This is a genomic window from Providencia huaxiensis (assembly GCF_002843235.3).
GTDB lineage: Bacteria > Pseudomonadota > Gammaproteobacteria > Enterobacterales > Enterobacteriaceae > Providencia > Providencia huaxiensis.
In genome coordinates this window covers 3262658-3280709 of the sequence record NZ_CP031123.2, presented here as the reverse complement: position 1 = coordinate 3280709, position 18052 = coordinate 3262658, and the positions used below count along the sequence as shown (strand labels likewise).

At 40.2% G+C, this 18052-nt stretch carries 13 protein-coding genes; 10 read left to right on the top strand and 3 right to left on the bottom strand.

Annotated elements, in window-relative coordinates:
• Positions 1–6: 6 nt before the first annotated feature.
• Both CYG50_RS16775 and CYG50_RS16770 read left to right on the top strand, forming a co-directional pair.
• Positions 7–2430 (top strand): DMSO/selenate family reductase complex A subunit, encoded by a 2424-nt coding sequence (locus tag CYG50_RS16775; RefSeq protein WP_102138117.1) that lies wholly within the window; start codon positions 7–9, stop codon positions 2428–2430.
• A gap of 31 nt (positions 2431–2461) precedes the next feature.
• Positions 2462–3136 carry a TorD/DmsD family molecular chaperone gene (locus CYG50_RS16770; protein WP_102138116.1) on the top strand — a complete coding sequence of 225 codons (675 nt, stop codon included), beginning with the start codon at positions 2462–2464 and terminating at the stop codon, positions 3134–3136.
• Positions 3137–3546: 410 nt separating this feature from the next.
• On the opposite strand, the gene yghU is transcribed toward CYG50_RS16770, so the two are convergent.
• On the bottom strand, positions 3547–4386 hold the full coding sequence (gene yghU, locus CYG50_RS16765) for a glutathione-dependent disulfide-bond oxidoreductase (protein ID WP_102138114.1): 840 nt from the start codon (positions 4384–4386) through the stop codon (positions 3547–3549).
• Positions 4387–4883: 497 nt separating this feature from the next.
• On the opposite strand from yghU, the gene CYG50_RS16760 reads away from it, so the two are divergent.
• The 7 genes from CYG50_RS16760 (at position 4884) to CYG50_RS16730 (ending at position 13824) form a co-directional block, all read left to right on the top strand.
• Positions 4884–6401, top strand: coding sequence for a class I adenylate-forming enzyme family protein (locus tag CYG50_RS16760; protein ID WP_102138113.1), 1518 nt, complete (start codon positions 4884–4886; stop codon positions 6399–6401).
• A gap of 67 nt (positions 6402–6468) precedes the next feature.
• The gene (locus CYG50_RS16755; protein ID WP_102138112.1) at positions 6469–8037 is read left to right on the top strand and encodes an acyl CoA:acetate/3-ketoacid CoA transferase; all 1569 of its coding nucleotides are present in this window, start codon (positions 6469–6471) and stop codon (positions 8035–8037) included.
• A 26-nt stretch (positions 8038–8063) separates the two neighbouring features.
• On the top strand, positions 8064–8801 hold the full coding sequence (fabG, locus tag CYG50_RS16750) for a 3-oxoacyl-ACP reductase FabG (RefSeq protein ID WP_102138111.1): 738 nt from the start codon (positions 8064–8066) through the stop codon (positions 8799–8801).
• 9 nt (positions 8802–8810) lie between these two features.
• Complete coding sequence (locus CYG50_RS16745; protein WP_102138110.1) at positions 8811–9995, top strand: thiolase family protein; 1185 nt, start codon at positions 8811–8813, stop codon at positions 9993–9995.
• Between the two features lie 122 nt (positions 9996–10117).
• Complete coding sequence (locus CYG50_RS16740; RefSeq protein ID WP_004907769.1) at positions 10118–11458, top strand: MFS transporter; 1341 nt, start codon at positions 10118–10120, stop codon at positions 11456–11458.
• A 33-nt stretch (positions 11459–11491) separates the two neighbouring features.
• Positions 11492–12655 carry a glycerate kinase gene (locus CYG50_RS16735; protein ID WP_102138109.1) on the top strand — a complete coding sequence of 388 codons (1164 nt, stop codon included), beginning with the start codon at positions 11492–11494 and terminating at the stop codon, positions 12653–12655.
• 14 nt (positions 12656–12669) lie between these two features.
• Positions 12670–13824, top strand: a complete 1155-nt coding sequence (locus tag CYG50_RS16730) for a CdaR family transcriptional regulator (RefSeq protein ID WP_004907773.1) — start codon at positions 12670–12672, stop codon at positions 13822–13824.
• Between the two features lie 12 nt (positions 13825–13836).
• Here the strand turns inward: CYG50_RS16730 and narL are convergent, their stop codons facing one another.
• Both narL and narX read right to left on the bottom strand, forming a co-directional pair.
• Entirely contained in the window at positions 13837–14493 is a 657-nt protein-coding gene (gene narL, locus CYG50_RS16725; protein ID WP_004907776.1) for a two-component system response regulator NarL, read from the bottom strand.
• 21 nt (positions 14494–14514) lie between these two features.
• Complete coding sequence (gene narX / locus CYG50_RS16720) at positions 14515–16257, bottom strand: nitrate/nitrite two-component system sensor histidine kinase NarX (RefSeq protein ID WP_102138108.1); 1743 nt, start codon at positions 16255–16257, stop codon at positions 14515–14517.
• Between the two features lie 331 nt (positions 16258–16588).
• Between narX and CYG50_RS16715 the strand changes: the two genes are divergently transcribed.
• Entirely contained in the window at positions 16589–17989 is a 1401-nt protein-coding gene (locus tag CYG50_RS16715) for a NarK family nitrate/nitrite MFS transporter (protein WP_102138107.1), read from the top strand.
• Positions 17990–18052 lie beyond the last annotated feature (63 nt).

The window sequence follows — 18052 nt, the reverse complement described above, 5'->3', positions numbered from 1 at the left end:
ATCATTATGCTTAAAGATACAAAAGACCAATTTGAAAAAGAACGTTATACGCTTTCTCGACGCCATTTTATAAAGCTGGGAACATTTTTAGGTTCAGGTGCTTTTTTATCTACTCATTCTATGAATGCAATAGCATCAGCAGTAATAGAAACTCATATTGGAGAAGTAACAAAATGGCATAACTGCTGGGCACATTGTCATTCCAGTTGTTTACTAAAGATTGTTACAGAAAATAATCAGATAAAGCGAATTGAAACTGATGATATAGGTAATGATCAATTCGGACAGCATCAAGTTCGAGCATGTTTACGTGGGCGTTCGCTACATAAACGTACATTTTCACCAGATCGCTTGAAATATCCAATGAAAAGAGTTGGCAAACGAGGAGATGGTGAGTTTAAAAGAATTAGTTGGGATGAAGCATTAGAAGAAATATATACTAGGCTGAGTAAAATTATTAGCCAATATGGTAATCAGGCTATATTTAGCCGTATAGGCTATGGTAAACCTGATGGACCCTATCATTTTGTTCCTCGCTTCCTTAATATGATTGGTGGTTTTCTATCACCTGTTGGTAATTATAGTAGCCACCAAATTGATACTGCCTCAACTTATACCTATGGGGATAAGTCTTACACAATGGGGAGTGCTCCAACAGAATTAGCTCGTTCAGACCTCATTGTTTATTTTGGTAATAACCCCGCTAATACTAGAATGAGCGGAGGTAGTGATACTTATCATTATCAAGTTAGCAAAGCGAAAAGTTCTGCTCGGACTATTATTATTGACCCTCAATATACTGATACAGCTTGTGGGCGGGAAGACCAATGGATTCCAATTCGCCCAGGAACAGATGCTTTATTAGTCGAAGCGTTGTCATGGGTTTTGATTACCGAAAAATTTGTTGATGAAGCTTTCTTAAAGGAATATTGCTACGGTTATGATGCAGAGCCTGCGATACCAGAGCATGGGCTACCCGCTTTAGACGCATCACTTAGTTATAAAGCGTATATTTTAGGGCAGGGTGAAGATGGAATAGAAAAAAGACCTGAATATGCGGCTCATATTTGCGGTGTTCCTAGCGAGCAAATATATAAGCTAGCGCGTGAATTAGGTAATGCTAAAGCTCCATTTATCGCTCAAGGTTGGGGGCCTCAACGTCATGCAGCTGGTGAGCAAACAGCCCGGGCCATATTTATGTTACCAATTTTACTTGGAAAAATTGGTTTGCCTGGAACGAATAATGGCGGCTCAGATTTTTTATTTCATAAAACTGATATTGCTAAGATGCCTACAGGCAAGAACCCCGTCAAAGCAAAAATACCTTGTTTTAAATGGTCGGAAGCGATCCTACGAGGTCACGAAATGACATCATTAAGTGACGGTATTGAAGGTGAAGATAAGCTTAACACAGATGTAAAATGTGTGTTTATGTATCAAGGTAATTGGCTATTAAATCAACATTCTGACTGTAATGCAATGGCTAAAATATTAGCCAATGAAGAGCTGCTTGAGTTTATTTTTGTCATGGATAATCATATGACTGCAAGTGCCAAGTTTGCAGATATCTTACTGCCTGATATCACATGGCTAGAAAATTCACGCGTTGTTGCATTTTCTACACATATAACAAAAACAGAACATGTATTGGATCCATTATATGAGTGTCGCCACCCTTATGATGTGTTTTCAGATTTAGCAGAAAAGTTTGGCATAGGAGAGCAATATAGAGAAGGTAGAACATGGGATGATTGGCAACGTCATTTATATGAAGAAAGCCGGGTTAAACATCCTAATTTTCCTAGTTATCAGGAATTGTCACAAAAGAAAACAATACGTAGACCTTTCGATCCTGAAGAAGATCGCTATGTATTGAAAGCATTCAGATTAAATCCTAAAGAAAATGCATTATCAACGGAATCAGGAAAAATTCAGATATATAGCCATAAGCTAGCTAAAATCGCGAATACTTGGCAATTAGATGAAGGGGACAAAGTTACTCCTTTACCGCAATATATACAAACATGGGAAAGCTACACGGATATAGATACGAAGAAACGATATCCACTACAGCTAATAGGATTTAAATCAAAAGGGCGTCCACATTCTACATTCTATAATGTCCCTTGGCTGCGAGAAGTCATTGAAGATGCATTGTTGATTAATCCTATTGATGCCAGTGAGCGTCGCTTGGAGCAAGGACAACTTATTCACGTTTACAATGATCGGGGAACTATCCAGATACCGATTAAAATCACACCTCGTATTATGCCAGGTGTTGTCGCTTTGGCTGAAGGAGCATGGTATAAGCCGGATTCTAATGGTATCGATATAGGCGGATGCATTAATACTATTACTCGCTTAAGACCTACTGCATTGGCTAAAGCCAACCCACAAGGCACCAATTTGGTAGAAGTTAAAGCTATATAGTTGCTGTAGTTTATGGGGAAAGAGGCAAGTGATGAGAAATGACCAAAGTATTATTACAGATACTCAATTACAACTTGAACCATCAGAAACTGTTGTTACATTGAAGTTGTTATACCAATTATTTTTTTTCGAGCCAAATGCTATACTTTTAAAAGAAGTCTGTTCAAGTGGTATTTTATTATATTGGCAAGAAAAATTAGGTAATGATTGTAGTGTATTAGAAAACTATTTATCTGATGAAAATGTTTTAGATAAATTACAGGCAGACCATTTATCATTATTTGTTGGTATTGGAATGCCTCTAGCTCCACCATGGGGCTCTGTCTATCTAGATGAAGAAAATTTATTATTTCGCTCATCAACTTATCAGTGGATAGCTTTTTTAGAAGAGCATAAATTACGATATATACTTGATGAAAAACAACCGCAAGACCATATAGGGTTAATGCTGTCAGTATTAGCGACACTATGGCAAAAAATAATGGACCCAAATTTAAAGGGTGAAGATAAGGAGTATTATAAACATGCAACTCGTATTGTTTTATATGAACATCTTCTTACTTGGGAAGAACGTTTTTGCCAATTAGTTTATCAAAATACAAAAACTCCAGTGTATCGATTGGCTGGGGAGATTACACATATAGTAGTAAATATGTTAGCAAGAGAATTACAAGTACAGCGTACAATGACCAAGCTGTTTTTCTAAATAATGCTCCCGCCAATATAAGGCGGGAGATAAAGTTAAAGGATTAATTATACATTTTCTTAATGCTGACCTTTTATCTTACATGTTTGTTAATTATTCCTTTAAATTTAATGCGCAATTGTGAATGAGTAGTATGGATTAATTATTTATAAGGATTTTTTAATAATGTTAATTTGAAAATAAATGTAATAAATAATTCAGAAACAATTAGGATGCGGATCATAAAAATACGCTTATAAAGAGAGTTCAGTCCCTGACATAAATAAGTTACACGATAAAAGTTTATATTTGATAGAACAATATTGGCATACTTTAGTGAGCTTAAATGAGGGGTAAAGTTTAAAAAAGCACAAGGTGAGCTCATAATAACTACCTTGTGCGATTTAAGTACTTTGGTTGGTAAAAATGACTTAACTTATATCATTCGCATCGTGGCGTTCGCGTACTTGCTGTGCAGGATCACCTTGTAGGCGATTAACCCGTCGACCGCGCTGTACTGCTGGGCGTGCATAGACTTCATCAGCCCAACGAATGACATTTTTATATTCATGGACAGATAAAAACTCAGCGGCATCATAAAGCCAACCTTTCACTAATGCACCGTACCACGGCCAGATGGCGATATCAGCGATACTGTAGTTTTCCCCTGCAACATATCTATGTTCTGCTAAACGTTTGTCTAACACATCTAATTGACGCTTGGTTTCCATTGCAAAGCGGTTAATAGGGTATTCAAATTTTTCAGGAGCATAGGCATAAAAATGGCCAAAACCGCCACCTGCAAAAGGTGCTGAGCCCATTTGCCAAAATAGCCAAGATAAGGTTTCAGCACGTTCTGGTTGAGTTGTGGGTAAAAAAGCAGAAAATTTTTCAGCTAAATAGGTCAGAATCGAACCTGATTCGAATACTCGGATTGGCTCCTTACCACTTCTGTCGACTAAGGCGGGGATTTTTGAGTTAGGGTTAATTTCAACGAAACCCGAACTAAATTGGTCTCCTTCACCGATATTAATTAGCCAAGCATCGTACTCAGCCTCCTTAATGCCAAGGGCTAATAGCTCTTCTAACATAATAGTGACTTTTTGCCCGTTCGGTGTTCCTAATGAATATAGCTGTAGTGGGTGCTTACCTACAGGTAAAGATTTTTCGTGAGTTGCACCGGAAATTGGACGATTAATATTGGCGAATTTTCCGCCATTACCTTGCTCCCATTGCCAGACATTAGGGGGAATATAAGGGGTGTTTGCCATGAGTTAACTCCTTAACCGTTTTCAAAGATGGCGATTGCTTTCTCATCATTTCTTTCATTATGACCGTGTTCCACTGTAGCAATCTCTAGTGAATTCACCACTATTATTATCTTATTGGGTTTGGTGAGAAGGCTAAATAGCACAGAGTGCAAGAGCAGATAGGGGATAAACGGGCTTGTTAGGTATTAACCCTGAACTCTTTTTCGTTTGTGAGTCGTTGTTTATACGCACAATGGAGGTTGAGTTCTTTATAGGAATTTCTGTGCCTTTTGGGTGGTTCGCCAATAACAAAAGGTAAATATTTTCATTTGTTATAAAAATCAGGGTGTGAAATGAGACCTAAATAAAAAAAAAACGTTAACAAATGGGTTGTGCAGATCACTAATTCAAATAAAAAAAGGGTGTGAATAATTTGTGAAGATTGGCACTAATTTATCGGAGTGTATTTTATACATTGATAGCATATCAGTCATATTCAGCGGTATCGGAGTGTGTCCATGCTTGTGCCAAATTCAAACATCTACCAAAGCTTATTACAGAGAGCAAAAGCGCAGCCAGACGCTGTTGCCATTGTATTTGAAGAGCAAAGTTGGAGTTATCGCCAATTACTTGTGAAAGTAAACCAAACAATGTTGTGGCTAACAACCACCGTGCAGTTGAAAAAAGGCGATCGAATTGTACTCGGCTGGGGTAATACGATTGAATTTTGCCAATTATTTTATGCCGCGGTAGGGCTGGGTATTCAGGTAATGCCCTTAAGTACCAAAATGAAAGAATTTGAAGGTAAAGAGCATTTATCCTGTATTAATGCCGATGCCATTTTTTGGGATGATACATACCAACCATGGCTGGCACAGCTCAGTGAAAAAGGAGTTAGCCTTTCTCAGTGGCGTAATTTAATCCTTACCGATGAAATTAATTTTATTAACCAAGTTGATGAAGAAGACCCAGCGGTGGTGATATTCACTTCGGGCACAACGGGAACACCGAAAGGTGCTGTGATCACGCACAAGAATATATTATCTGCTGTATATGCCTATCAGGAAACGTTAAAATTATCTGAACACGATAAAACAATTTTGGCTGTACCGATTTATCATATTACGGGGCTCTCCGCTATTTTAGCATTATTTATTCATATTGGTGGTACGATCTATCTTCAGAAAAAATTTAATGCAAAAGATATTATCTCAACAATTGCAAGAGAGAAAATAACATTTCTACATGGTTCTCCAACTGTATTTATATTGTTAATTCAAAAAATAAAAGAAAATAAAAGTATTAATCTAGAAAGATTTAATTCATTAAAAATGATTGCTTGTGGTGCAGGGCATTTAAATGAAGGTACGATTAAAGAGCTTTCTTATATATTCGCCAAAACATCTATTCATTCTATTTATGGTTTGACTGAGACATCATCCCCTGCCACCATATTTCGTGAAGATATTCGTTATAGTGATAAGAAAGCGAGCTCAGGTACACCAGTTCCCGGATTACAGGTGGCCATACGTGACGATAACGGTAAAGATAAACCCGCTAACACGACAGGTAACATTTGGGTGAAGGGGGATGTTGTTATCCAACGTTATTGGCCTGACAGCCCTGCGAACACGACATCATTTAATGATGGTTGGTTTTTCACAGGGGATATTGGTTATAGGGATGATGATGGTTTTCTTTATATTCAAGATCGAATTAAAGACATGATTAACCGTGGTGGTGAAAAAATATATTCTATTGAAGTCGAAGATTTGATTTCTAATTATCCGGGTGTTAATGAAGTCGCTGTCATTCCAATTGAAAGTACCATTTATGGTGAAGAGCCTATTGCATTTATTATTCCTGAAAACCAAGTATGTTTAACCAGTAAAGAAATTATTGAATGGTTAAAAGACAGGGTGCCAACTTATAAAGTTCCAGTAAGAATTATGTTTACACGTAATTTTCCTAGAACGTGGAATGGGAAAATAAGTAAGAAAGATTTGAAATTACGATATTACTCTTTAAATAACTAAATTCTAAATTAGTTTTTAATTAATCAAAAAGGGGCTATGAAATATTAGCCTTCAGGTAGGTTTTATCATGAATAATAAATTTATTTCGAAACAAGATGCCGCTAAATTAATTAATAATGGCGATACGATTTGTACTGTGGGAATGACATTAACCAGTGCTGCTGAATCTATTTTATCGGCAATTGAACAACGTTTTTTATCCGAGGGTACACCAAATCAATTAACACTGGTTCATGCGGCTGGACAGTGTAACCGTATTCGAGGGAATCAACACTTTGCCCATGAAGGGATGGTGAAACGGATCATTGGTTCCCATTGGGGGTTAGCACCTCGATGGATGCAAATGATTAATGATAACCAAGTCGAAGCGTATTGCCTCCCTCAAGGGCAAATGGTGCACTTATATGGCGCAATGGCTGCAGGCTTACCGGGGCGCTTATCCAAAGTAGGGTTAGGGACATTTATCGACCCTGATCTTGAAGGCGGTAGGATGAACGCGAAAACGTTGGTACTTCCTCCTTTGGTTGAAAAAGTGAATTTCAAAGGGGAAGAATGGTTATGGTACCCAGAAATTCCCTTAGATGTGGTGGTGATCAGAGGAACTCACGCTGATAGTAAAGGTAACCTCACCACCGATGAAGAAGCCATGGCCCTAGAGGTCTTGCATGCGGTACTGGCGGCTAAACGTTTTGGTGCCAAAGTGATTGCACAAGTGAAGTATTGCGTTGAAGAAGGGACTCTGCATCCCAAGCGTGTCACTGTTCCCGCAAGCTTTATTGACCACATTGTCGTGTGCGATAACCCTGAAGAAGACCATCGCCAATCCTCAAGCTGGTTTTTTGACCCAACTCTATGCGGTGATATTCGCACCCCTGTCCAACAAACTACGCCATTACCTTTGGATATTCGCAAATTGATTGGGCGAATTGCATGCCGTTATCTATATGAAAACTGTGTGATTAACTTAGGAACGGGTATTCCAAACGATGTTATCGGCTCAATTATTCAGGAAGAAAATGCAACTAAGCGCGTCGATATTACCGTGGAGTCAGGGATTTGGGGGGGCGTCCAAGCTGGCGGTATTGACTTTGGTATAGGCCGTAACCTGTCAGCGATGATTAGTCATCAAGACCAAATGTTGTACTACAACGGTGCAGGCGTTGATATCACGTATATGGGCGCAGGGGAAATGGATGCCCGTGGCCATGTCAATGCGACGTTGCTAGGCAATATTTGCCCTGGGGCAGGTGGGTTTATTGATATTACCCAAAATGCGCGGCACGTGGTGTTTTGCTCGACGTTTACCGCAAAAGGGTTAGATATTCGTTGTGAAAATGGGCAGTTAAATATTGTGCGGGAAGGGGATATTAGAAAGTTAGTTAACCAAGTACGGCAAATTTCATGGAATGCGGATGTCGCACGAAATATCAACCAAACCATGCATTTTGTCACGGAACGTGCAGTGTTCACATTAGGGGGGGAAACCCCAGTACTGGTTGAAATTGCCCCCGGTATTGACCTAGAGCGTGACATCCTTGCCCATATGGACTTCGTACCCGAAATTTCCCCTGATTTGAAGGTGATGTCTTCTTCATTATTTGAGGAAGCCCCTTTTGGTCTGGTTTCGTATTTATAGTTTCAATATTAAAGAGGAATTTATCCATGTTAGTACAAGATAAAGTCGCCATTGTGACGGGTTCTGCAAGAGGTATTGGTTTTGCTATTGCTCAGGTGCTTGCGGAAGAAGGGGCAAAAGTCGTTATTTCTGACTTAGCCATGTCGTCAGGTGAAGAAAGTGCAAAACAGCTACAAGAGCAAGGCCATCAAGCCATTTTTATTCCTTGTGATATTGCCAAGCGTGAAGAGGTCAATACCTTATTTTCTAAAACGTTAGCACATTTTGGGGCGATTGATGTACTGGTGAACAATGCGGGGATCAACCGAGATGGCATGCTGCATAAATTAACGGAAGATGATTGGGATAAAGTCATTGATATTAATCTGAAAGGGACATTTAACTGCATGCAAGAGGCTGCAAAATTAATGCGTGAGCAAGGACATGGGCGAATTGTCAATATTTCCTCGGCCAGTTGGCTTGGGAATGTTGGGCAAGCCAACTATGCCGCGTCTAAAGCAGGGGTTATTGGTCTGACAAAAACGGCTTGCCGCGAGTTAGCCCGTAAAGGTGTCACAGTAAATGCGATTTGCCCGGGGTTTATTGATACAGATATGACCCGTGGTGTACCTGAAAAAGTGTGGGACATCATGATCAGTAAGATCCCTGCGGGTTTTGCCGGGGATCCGCGCGATGTAGGCCAATGTGTTGCCTTTTTAGCCTCTGATAAAGCGCGTTATATCAATGGTGAAGTGATCAATGTTGGCGGCGGAATGGTGCTATAGGGGGAAATAATGAAACAAGCGAATGATATTGTCATTGTGAGTGGTGTGAGAACAGCAATTGGCACGATGGGGGGAAGTTTTGCAAATACGCATCAACATGACCTCGGAGCTGTGGTGATCCGTGAAGCTGTGAAAAGAGCAGGAATTGCCCCCGAAGATGTTGATGAAGTCATCGTGGGTAATGTTGGGCAAATCGCAGAAAGTGGTTTTATCGCACGTATTTGTCAGCTACGAGCAGGGCTCCCAAAAGAAACGACTGCATATTCGGTTAACCGCCAATGTGGCTCAGGGTTACAAGCTTTAGCTGATGGCATGATGCTGCTACAGACTGGCCAATCCGATGTTGTGGTGGCATGTGGTACAGAAAATATGACGATGCTGCCGTATTACTTACGCAAAGCGCGTTATGGCTACCGCATGGGGAATGATGTGCTCGAGGATGGGTTAACGTCTATCTTAACTTGGCCAGAAGGCCCTTATCACAACGGAATGACGGCAGAAAATGTTGCAGAACAGTTCAATATTACCCGTGAAGAAATGGATGATTTTGCATGGGATAGCCAGCAAAAAGCGTTAAAAGCGATTCAAGCGGGTTATTTTGCTGATCAAATATTACCCGTAGAAATACCTGAAGGCCGTAAAGGCACGCGTATTTTTGATACCGATGAACATCCACGGGATACACCACGTGAAAAATTAGCAAAATTGCGTCCTGCATTTAAAGCTGATGGTGTGGTTACGGCAGCAAACTCTTCAGGTATCAATGATGGAGCTGCGGCATTAGTGATGATGCGTCGTGAAGAGGCGGAAAAACGTGGTCTGAAGCCAAGAATGAAAGTGGTCGATTGGGCTGTAGCAGGTTGTGAAGCGGCCATTATGGGCTTTGGACCCGCGCCAGCAACCCGTCGATTAATGGAAAAGCTCAAAATGGATGTAAAAGACATTGATTTAATTGAGTTAAATGAAGCGTTTGCTGCACAAGCTATTGCAGTCATGAATGATTTGTCTCTTGATAGCACTAAAGTGAATGTGAATGGTGGCGCAATTGCTCTGGGTCATCCTGTGGGTGCCAGTGGGGCTATTTTGCCTGTGAAGTTAATGTATGAAATGGAACGCCGCCAGGTTGCTACCGGGTTAGTGACTATGTGTATCGGTGGTGGTCAAGGGATATCAATGTTGTTCGAAAGAGAATAAGAAAAACTGCAAGCAGAAAGCCCGACGTGGGGCGTCGGGCTGTTGCTGAAGTAAAACAACAGGTATGGGTCACTTATTGCCGAGAGCCGTACCTGTTTCACTACAACATGAGGATCTTATCTATGTTTTCTACAAATGCAAAGTTAGATTATGCAGCTCAGGGTAAAAAAACTAACGCAAAGATATATCGTAACCTGATGCCGTTGTTGATTTTAGCGTACATTATTAGCTTTATTGACCGAACCAATATTGGCATGGCAAAAAATGCGATGTCGATTGATTTAGGATTATCTGCAACCGCATTTGGTATTGGTGCAGGGCTTTTTTTCCTAACCTACTCGATTCTTGAGATCCCAAGTAATTTAATAATGGAAAAAGTGGGCGCGCGTTTTTGGATCACGCGGATTATGATCACTTGGGGGTTATTATCTGCGGCAATGGCGTTTGTGACAGGGCCGACTTCTTTTTATATCTTGCGGTTATTACTGGGAGCAGCTGAAGCGGGTTTATATCCCGGGGTTATTTTATATATGACATATTGGTTTAGCCAAGAGGAACGAGCTAAAGCAACGGGGTTATTTTTACTTGGGGTCTGTCTTGCGAATATTATTGGAGCACCGCTAAGTGGCTTATTGCTGAGTATGGATGGCTTATTAGGTTTCCATGGTTGGCAATGGATGTTTGTTATTGAAGGTTTACCCGCGGTGATCCTCGCATTTGTTGTGTGGTTTGTGTTGCCGAATAAACCGGAAGATGCGAAATGGTTAGATGAGGATGATCGGAATTATATTAAATATAAACACGACCAAGATAAAAACAGCATTAGTGTGAGTAATAGTAAATTCTCACTTAAGGCGGCATTTAAAAATAAAGCCTTTATGATGATTGTTGCTATCTATTTTACTCACCAGTTCTCCGTCTATGGTTTAAGTTACTTTTTGCCTACTATTATAGGTGAGTATGGCAAACTGACACCGATTCAAATTGGCTTATTAACGGCGATTCCTTGGATTTCAGCTGCAATTGGTGGCATTTTTGTGGCGAGAAAAGCCAATACACCGCGTCGTTCATCACGTATTTTAATTTCAGGTTATGCCGTGATGGCGGTTGGATTAGTGATAGGTGCACTGGGAGGCCCAGTTGTCGGCTTAATAGGCTTTTGCTTGACTGCATTTATGTTTTTTGTGGTTCAATCGATTATTTTCTCTCTTCCACCCACTTATATGAGTGGCAGTATGCTGGCGGGAAGTTTAGCATTATTGAACTGCTTAGGATTATTTGGTGGTTTCCTCGGCCCGTTTATTCTTGGTTTTTTTGAGGATTACACTGGAACAGCGACTTCTGGATTATGGTTTGGTGTCGGTTTGTTAGTTATCGGAACGATTATTGCTTCACGAGTGAATACTAACGGTATGAGCGAACCTCAACCATTACAAGTATCGGCTTCAGTGGAAAGCAAATAATTCAACATCGCCATTTACAATAGGAAAGTCTGCATGAAAATTGTTATCGCACTTGATTCCTTTAAGGGAAGTTGTTCTGCAAGGTTAGCATGTCAAGCCGTTGCTGAGGGTTTCAAGCGTGTATCCTCTGAATTAGATATGACGTTATTACCCATATCTGATGGTGGAGAAGGTTTGTTGGAGTCACTGGAACATAGCCCGGCGCTTTCTGGTGTAACACCTTACATTTTTAGCTGTACTGGACCTTATGGTAGTAAGGTTGATGCAGGATTATTAGTGCTGGAGGAAAAAACTGCTTTTATTGAAATGGCACAATGCTGTGGGCTGGAATTAGTTCAACGCGAGCACCGTCGCGTTGAAAATGCCTCGACTTATGGTTTGGGGGAAATGGTCAAGCATGCACTCGATATGGGTTGCTCTCGTATTGTCATAGGGATAGGAGGAAGTGCAACTAATGATGGTGGTGCAGGGTTTGCTCAAGCATTAGGTGCTTTGTTTTATGATAAAAATTCTCAGCTTATTGAGGCGCCAATTTGCGGTAAAGACCTCATTAATATTGCAAAGATTAATTTTGATAAATTTGACTCGCGAGCCGCTAAGGTTGAATTTAATGTTTCTTGCGATGTTGAAAACCCTTTATTAGGCAATAACGGCGCGACTTATATTTATGGTCCTCAAAAGGGAGCGGACAAAGCCACACTTGATCAGCTTGAAATGGGAATGGCTCACTATGCGAAATTAATGTCAGCAATAACGGGAAAAGATGTTTCGCTGGAGGCGGGCAGTGGCGCTGCGGGTGGATTAGGTGCGGGGCTTCGTTGGTTTGTTTCGGCAAAGCTCGAAAAAGGAATCGATCTCGTTTTGGGGCTCCTTGGTGCGAAATCCTATATTCAACAAGCGGACTTAGTCATTGTAGGAGAAGGGCGGCTTGATAGCCAAAGTGCGAACGGTAAGGCTCCTGTGGGAGTGGCTCGTATGGCCAGTCATTATGGTGTGCCTGTTATTGCGCTTTGCGGAGGATACAGTGAAGATAGCCGTATCCTATATCAACATGGTATTAGCGCAATGTGGTCATTGTGCCCTGGGCCGATTTCCCTTGAGCAAGCCATGACAAATGGTGAGCGTTACTTGGCAGATACAGCAGAAAATTTGCTGCGAACCGTACTAGCGAATCCGAATAAGCAAATAAAACCCTAAAGTGAGGCGGTAAGATGCTACTGACTGAAAAATTAGCCAATGATATTGTCACGCGTGCAATGGGGATTATCCATCACAACGTCAATGTGATTAATAGTCAGGGCGTGATTATCGCCTCAGGGGAAAAAAAGCGTATTGGTGAAATTCATGAAGCCGCAGTGGAAGTGATTCGCTGCGGCAAACGGATCACTATTTACAATGAAAATGAAGCGCGAGCTTATTCGAATGTAGCTCCGGGGATAAACCATCCGATTGTTGTGGCAGATAAAGTGGAATTAGTCATTGGGGTGAGTGGTGACCCTGTTGTGATCCAGCGTTATGCCGAGCTTGCCATACTGACGGCTGAGCTGCTAATTCAACAAGAAATTGAGCGGCGTAGTATTAACTGGCAGCACCGTTTGCGAGATATGTTATTTGTCCAGTTTATAGAAAGTACAACGCAAGCACAGGGACGCAGTGCGTTACTCAAACTGCATAACTCTGGTTTTGCATTCACTTTACCGACTATTCCTGTGATTATTAATATTGAAGCTATTCAGTATCGTCCTGAAATACTCGATACGATCATTACTGAATTATCAGCCATGGAAAAAAGTGATGTGTTATTGCTTAATAGCCGCGAAATTTTGATGCTATTTCCATCAACTCATTATCAAAATGAATCATTTATTCCTAATCTTCATTTCATTCTAGATAGCCAGCTTAGCCAATATTATATTGGTGTTGGTGTCCAGGCAGATACGCAGGAACATGTGAGGGATGCCGTTCATTTCGCACGTTCAGTCATTGAAGTTGGCCGGCTAACTGTGCCCGATAAACAAGTTTTTCTATTTAAAGAAATGGCATCTTTATGCCTCTTTAATGAATTGGAAAATAGCTATCTATTTAATTTCTTTTTGGATATTTGCCATAAAATATTGTTGCATGATTCGGGGGATATTTTAATTGAAACCCTTGAGTTATTCCTATCGCAAAATGGGGAAATAGGCAGTACCGCACAGCAATTAGGCATTCACAGAAATACATTAAGTTATCGGTTACAGCAAATTAAAAAGCAAACCAGTTTGGACCCGACAAGGTTTACGGATCTGATTCAATTATCTGTTGCTATGCATGGCTATCGTCGACGTTACCCAAAACAACAGCCATGGCTTGATGCATTAAGTTAAGGTGCAGTGTCATTACTTTTGTTGTAAAACCCAAATAGCCGCTTCAACGCGTGATTTTAAATTGAGTTTCTTTAGTAGGTGTTTGACATGGACTTTGACGGTGCTCTCTGTGATTTGTAATTTATTAGCAATCATCTTATTTGATAGCCCCTGAGAGATTAAATCTAAGATATGGGTTTCTCTTGGGGTTAATGCCGATAAATTATGCTCTGTAGAGGCTCGGTTATCTCTTAAGGATTCAGCTAAAATAGAGGCGAGCGTTGGGCTAACGACCATTTTACCACTTGCTGCTTCTTTTAATGCAATAATTAATTTTTCGGGTTCCATGTCTTTCAGTAAATAGCCATCAGCACCTCGTTTTAATGCATTAATTAAGTCTTCACCGTAATTGGATACTGTAAATAAGATAATACGGCCTGAAAGTTCGCGGCTACGTAAACTATCGAGTACTTCAAAGCCATTCATACCCGGCATATTGAGATCTAATAGGATTAAATCGGGGTCTTGCTCTTCCGCAATTTTAATACCCGTTATTCCATCGTCTGCTTCACCAATTACTTTTAATGTGGGTTCTAAACTAATTAATTGTTTAACTCCGTTACGTAGCATCGGGTGGTCATCAATCAGTAAAATGGTGGATTGCCCAGTTAGTTTATTTTCATTTTTCATTAATGAGTTACTCCAATTCAATTAAGCCACAGTCAGTGGAAATTCGACATTAACAGTAGTGCCTCCTTGAACTCTTGGCGAAATTTGATATTTCCCATTTAGGCTCAGAGCTCTCTCTCTCATAATAATCAATCCGTAATGGTTATTTTTTGTTGGCTGAGGCTGAATCCCTTCCCCATTATCTTCTATCGTCATGGTGATTAATCCGTTATTTTCAATTAATGAGACTTGTGACCAGTTTGCATTAGCATGTTTGAGAATATTGCTTAAAGCTTCTCGGATTATCTGGATAATATGGATAGATTGATGTGGGGAGAGGCTTTTTGCTGGAATTTGGTAATTTAATCCAATTTGAAAACCAAGGCGCTGACTGAATTCTTGGATTGTGCTTTCTAAAGCCGGGAATAAGCCGGGTTCAGTTAATTTTAGCCTGAAGGTTGTTAAAAGTTCACGTAATTGGCTATAAGCGGAATTTATTTCATTACGCATTTCGTTTAATAGTTCTTGGTGCTTAGTTGGCAATGTTTTAGGTTGCATTTGCAGATAACTAATTTGCATTTTGAGACAAGATAATGATTGTGCGATTGAATCATGCAATTCTCTCGCAATCGCCGAGCGTTCATCCATAATCAGTAACTGCTGTTGTTGTTCTAATTGGTGCTCCATCGCTAGCATTCCAGCAATTTGTTTAACTAGCATCAGCACTAAATTATTTTGCTCTTCAGATAATGGCTGATTTATATCTATTTCAGCCAAAATCATGCCATAACGCTGTAAGTTATCGGAAATCTCCCATGATATTACTTTAAGTTGTTCAGTTACCTTGGGTGACTTGAGAGAGTGCTCTTCGTTTTCTGGGCAATGAATTTCATGAAAGTAGGTATCATTATTTTCTTCGTATAGTCTCAAGCTGATATTCTGTAGCGGTATTAAGCTTTTAAGCTCAGATAATACTTTTTCTAACCTGACTGATAATGGCCCAATGGCATGTAAGGTGCGATTAGATTGGTATAAATAGAGTAATACTTTATTTTTATTTTGCAGGTCAGCCGTTTTTTCGATAACTCGGGATTCTAATTGATGGTAACTTTGTGCAAGCTCATCCGACATTTGATTTAACGTTTGGCCCAGTGAATTTAGCTCATCTTGTTTTTTGCCTGCAGGAAAGCGCTGACTAAAATCTTGGTGACTAATCGCATTCACCATATGAAGTAACTTAAGCCAAGGTGTATAAATTTTCTTTCTAAAATGGCAGATAGCAAAAATAAGTAGCAACGAAACGAGGCTAATAAATACCATTTGAGTGATTGCTACATAGGTTATCTTTCGTTCTGTTTTTTCATCAATATTGCGAACTAATGCATCAAGCTTATTAACAAAAGTAACGACCGCAAGCCGTGCATCATTAGGCGAAACTGCATGGTTAAGTGCAGGTTTTAATTCTGTAACCCAATATTGATAAATCTCAGAAAATTGCGGTTTTAAATCTTCTATTTCGACGACTTGTGTCAGTTCATCGCTTAATAAATTTTTCTCAAGTTCACTTACATATACGTCAGAATATTGGTTGAGTGGTACTAATGAAAGTAAATGATAGCTTTGCATCCGCAATGAGCCTGATTTATTAATTGCATGTGCATTTCCTTGCACACTAATGATCATACTATTTGAGATTGTCATGCCAATAATACCGAGTACGGCAATCAATAACATTAAACCAATAACTTGGTTAATGATTGAAAATCGGTGATAAGCAATAGACATAAATAATCCTTTCTACGGTACATGTTTATTCATTATTTTTGATAACGTAGATATTGTTTCTCTATTATATAAAATTGAATATGCCACTTCGGTATTACTCCTTAATATCCCATTGAAATATTCGCTTTAAATTCCAATACATAAAATTACCGAGTAATAAATTTTTTTGTTTTAATTCAATTTGTTATTGGCTTGTACTCCTAATACCCCTCTAGTGGTTAACGAAAAAAAACGCGAATATTTCATTTAAGTCTCTCTTGATTTAGATCAGCTTCACGGTGGTCTATTCGCCACACACTGCGAACAGAAATTGTATTTATCGGGGTGATTTATGTCTCAACGAGATAATGTTAATAACGTAGTTGCACCGTCAAATAACGGAGTTATACAGGATTGGCGTCCTGAAGATACTCGGTTTTGGCAGCAAACAGGGCAGCGTATTGCAAATCGTAATTTATGGATTTCTATTCCATGTTTATTGCTCGCATTTTGCGTATGGATGTTATTTAGTGCAGTTGCAGTTAACTTAAATAAAGTGGGTTTTAATTTTACGACAGACCAATTATTTTTATTAACCGCATTACCTTCCGTTTCAGGCGCTTTATTAAGAGTCCCTTATTCATTTGTTATTCCTATTTTTGGTGGGCGTCGCTGGACGGCGATTAGTACACTATTTTTAGTGATCCCATGTATTTGGCTAGGTTATGCGATTCAAAACCCTGCCACGCCTTATCAAGTCTTTGTCATTATTTCCCTACTTTGTGGTTTTGCTGGCGCTAACTTTGCGTCCAGTATGGCCAACATCAGCTTCTTCTTTCCTAAAGCTCGCCAAGGCGGGGCACTTGGTCTAAATGGTGGGTTAGGTAATTTAGGGGTCAGTGTCATGCAATTGGTGGCTCCTTTCATTGTAGGTGTTGGCGTATTTACTTTTGTGGGTGGAGCTGGAGCGGCTCAGCCGGATGGCTCAACGTTGTGGTTAGAAAATGCCGCTTGGATTTGGGTGCCATTTCTGCTGCTTTTTACTGTGATGGCTTGGTTTGGCATGAATGATTTAGCGGCGAATAAGGCATCTCTTAAAGCGCAGTTACCTGTTTTGAAACGGGGTCATCTATGGGTATTAAGCCTGTTATATCTGGCAACATTCGGCTCATTTATCGGTTTTTCTGCCGGTTTTGCTATGTTATCGAAAACGCAGTTCCCAGACGTCATTATTTTGAAGTTTGCCTTTTTTGGCCCTTTCCTCGGAGCTCTAGCTCGTCCAGTCGGCGGCATGTTGTCTGACCGTTTTGGTGGTGTGAAAGTCACATTACTGAACTTTGTGGTCATGGCGGTTTTCTCCGGCTTGCTATTTTTTACGTTACCAGAAAACGGCCAAGGAGGCTCTTTTGGAGCATTTTATGGCGTATTTATGGTGTTGTTTTTAACGGCAGGGCTAGGTAGTGGCTCAACCTTCCAAATGATTGCTGTCGTTTTCCGTAAATTAACTATGGACAAGGCCATCTTAAGAGGAGCTTCAGAGCAAGAAGCCCAAAAAGAGGCGGTAACAGAAAGTGCTGCGGCTCTAGGGTTTATTTCTGCAATTGGGGCAATAGGTGGCTTCTTTATTCCAAAAGCGTTCGGTACATCACTAACACTGACGGGGTCACCGGCAGATGCGATGAAAGTGTTTTTTGTATTTTATCTTTCCTGTGTGTTTATCACATGGCTGGTATATGGCCGTAAACACAAATAATAACAAGTCATAAAAATCAATTTTAGCAATGTACGGCGCCGGTCGCCGTCTCTTTGGAGGCAA

Bases quoted from the DNA above. Each gene is read 5' to 3' on its own strand.
- fabG (WP_102138111.1), top strand. From the start codon at position 8,064: ATGTTAGTACAAGATAAAGTCGCCATTGTGACGGGTTCTGCAAGAGGT.
- CYG50_RS16755 (WP_102138112.1), top strand. From the start codon at position 6,469: ATGAATAATAAATTTATTTCGAAACAAGATGCCGCTAAATTAATTAAT.
- CYG50_RS16745 (WP_102138110.1), top strand. From the start codon at position 8,811: ATGAAACAAGCGAATGATATTGTCATTGTGAGTGGTGTGAGAACAGCA.
- CYG50_RS16730 (WP_004907773.1), top strand. From the start codon at position 12,670: ATGCTACTGACTGAAAAATTAGCCAATGATATTGTCACGCGTGCAATG.
- CYG50_RS16770 (WP_102138116.1), top strand. From the start codon at position 2,462: ATGAGAAATGACCAAAGTATTATTACAGATACTCAATTACAACTTGAA.
- CYG50_RS16740 (WP_004907769.1), top strand. From the start codon at position 10,118: ATGTTTTCTACAAATGCAAAGTTAGATTATGCAGCTCAGGGTAAAAAA.
- narX (WP_102138108.1), bottom strand. From the start codon at position 16,257: ATGTCTATTGCTTATCACCGATTTTCAATCATTAACCAAGTTATTGGT.
- CYG50_RS16775 (WP_102138117.1), top strand. From the start codon at position 7: ATGCTTAAAGATACAAAAGACCAATTTGAAAAAGAACGTTATACGCTT.
- yghU (WP_102138114.1), bottom strand. From the start codon at position 4,386: ATGGCAAACACCCCTTATATTCCCCCTAATGTCTGGCAATGGGAGCAA.
- CYG50_RS16735 (WP_102138109.1), top strand. From the start codon at position 11,492: ATGAAAATTGTTATCGCACTTGATTCCTTTAAGGGAAGTTGTTCTGCA.
- CYG50_RS16715 (WP_102138107.1), top strand. From the start codon at position 16,589: ATGTCTCAACGAGATAATGTTAATAACGTAGTTGCACCGTCAAATAAC.
- narL (WP_004907776.1), bottom strand. From the start codon at position 14,493: ATGAAAAATGAAAATAAACTAACTGGGCAATCCACCATTTTACTGATT.
- CYG50_RS16760 (WP_102138113.1), top strand. From the start codon at position 4,884: ATGCTTGTGCCAAATTCAAACATCTACCAAAGCTTATTACAGAGAGCA.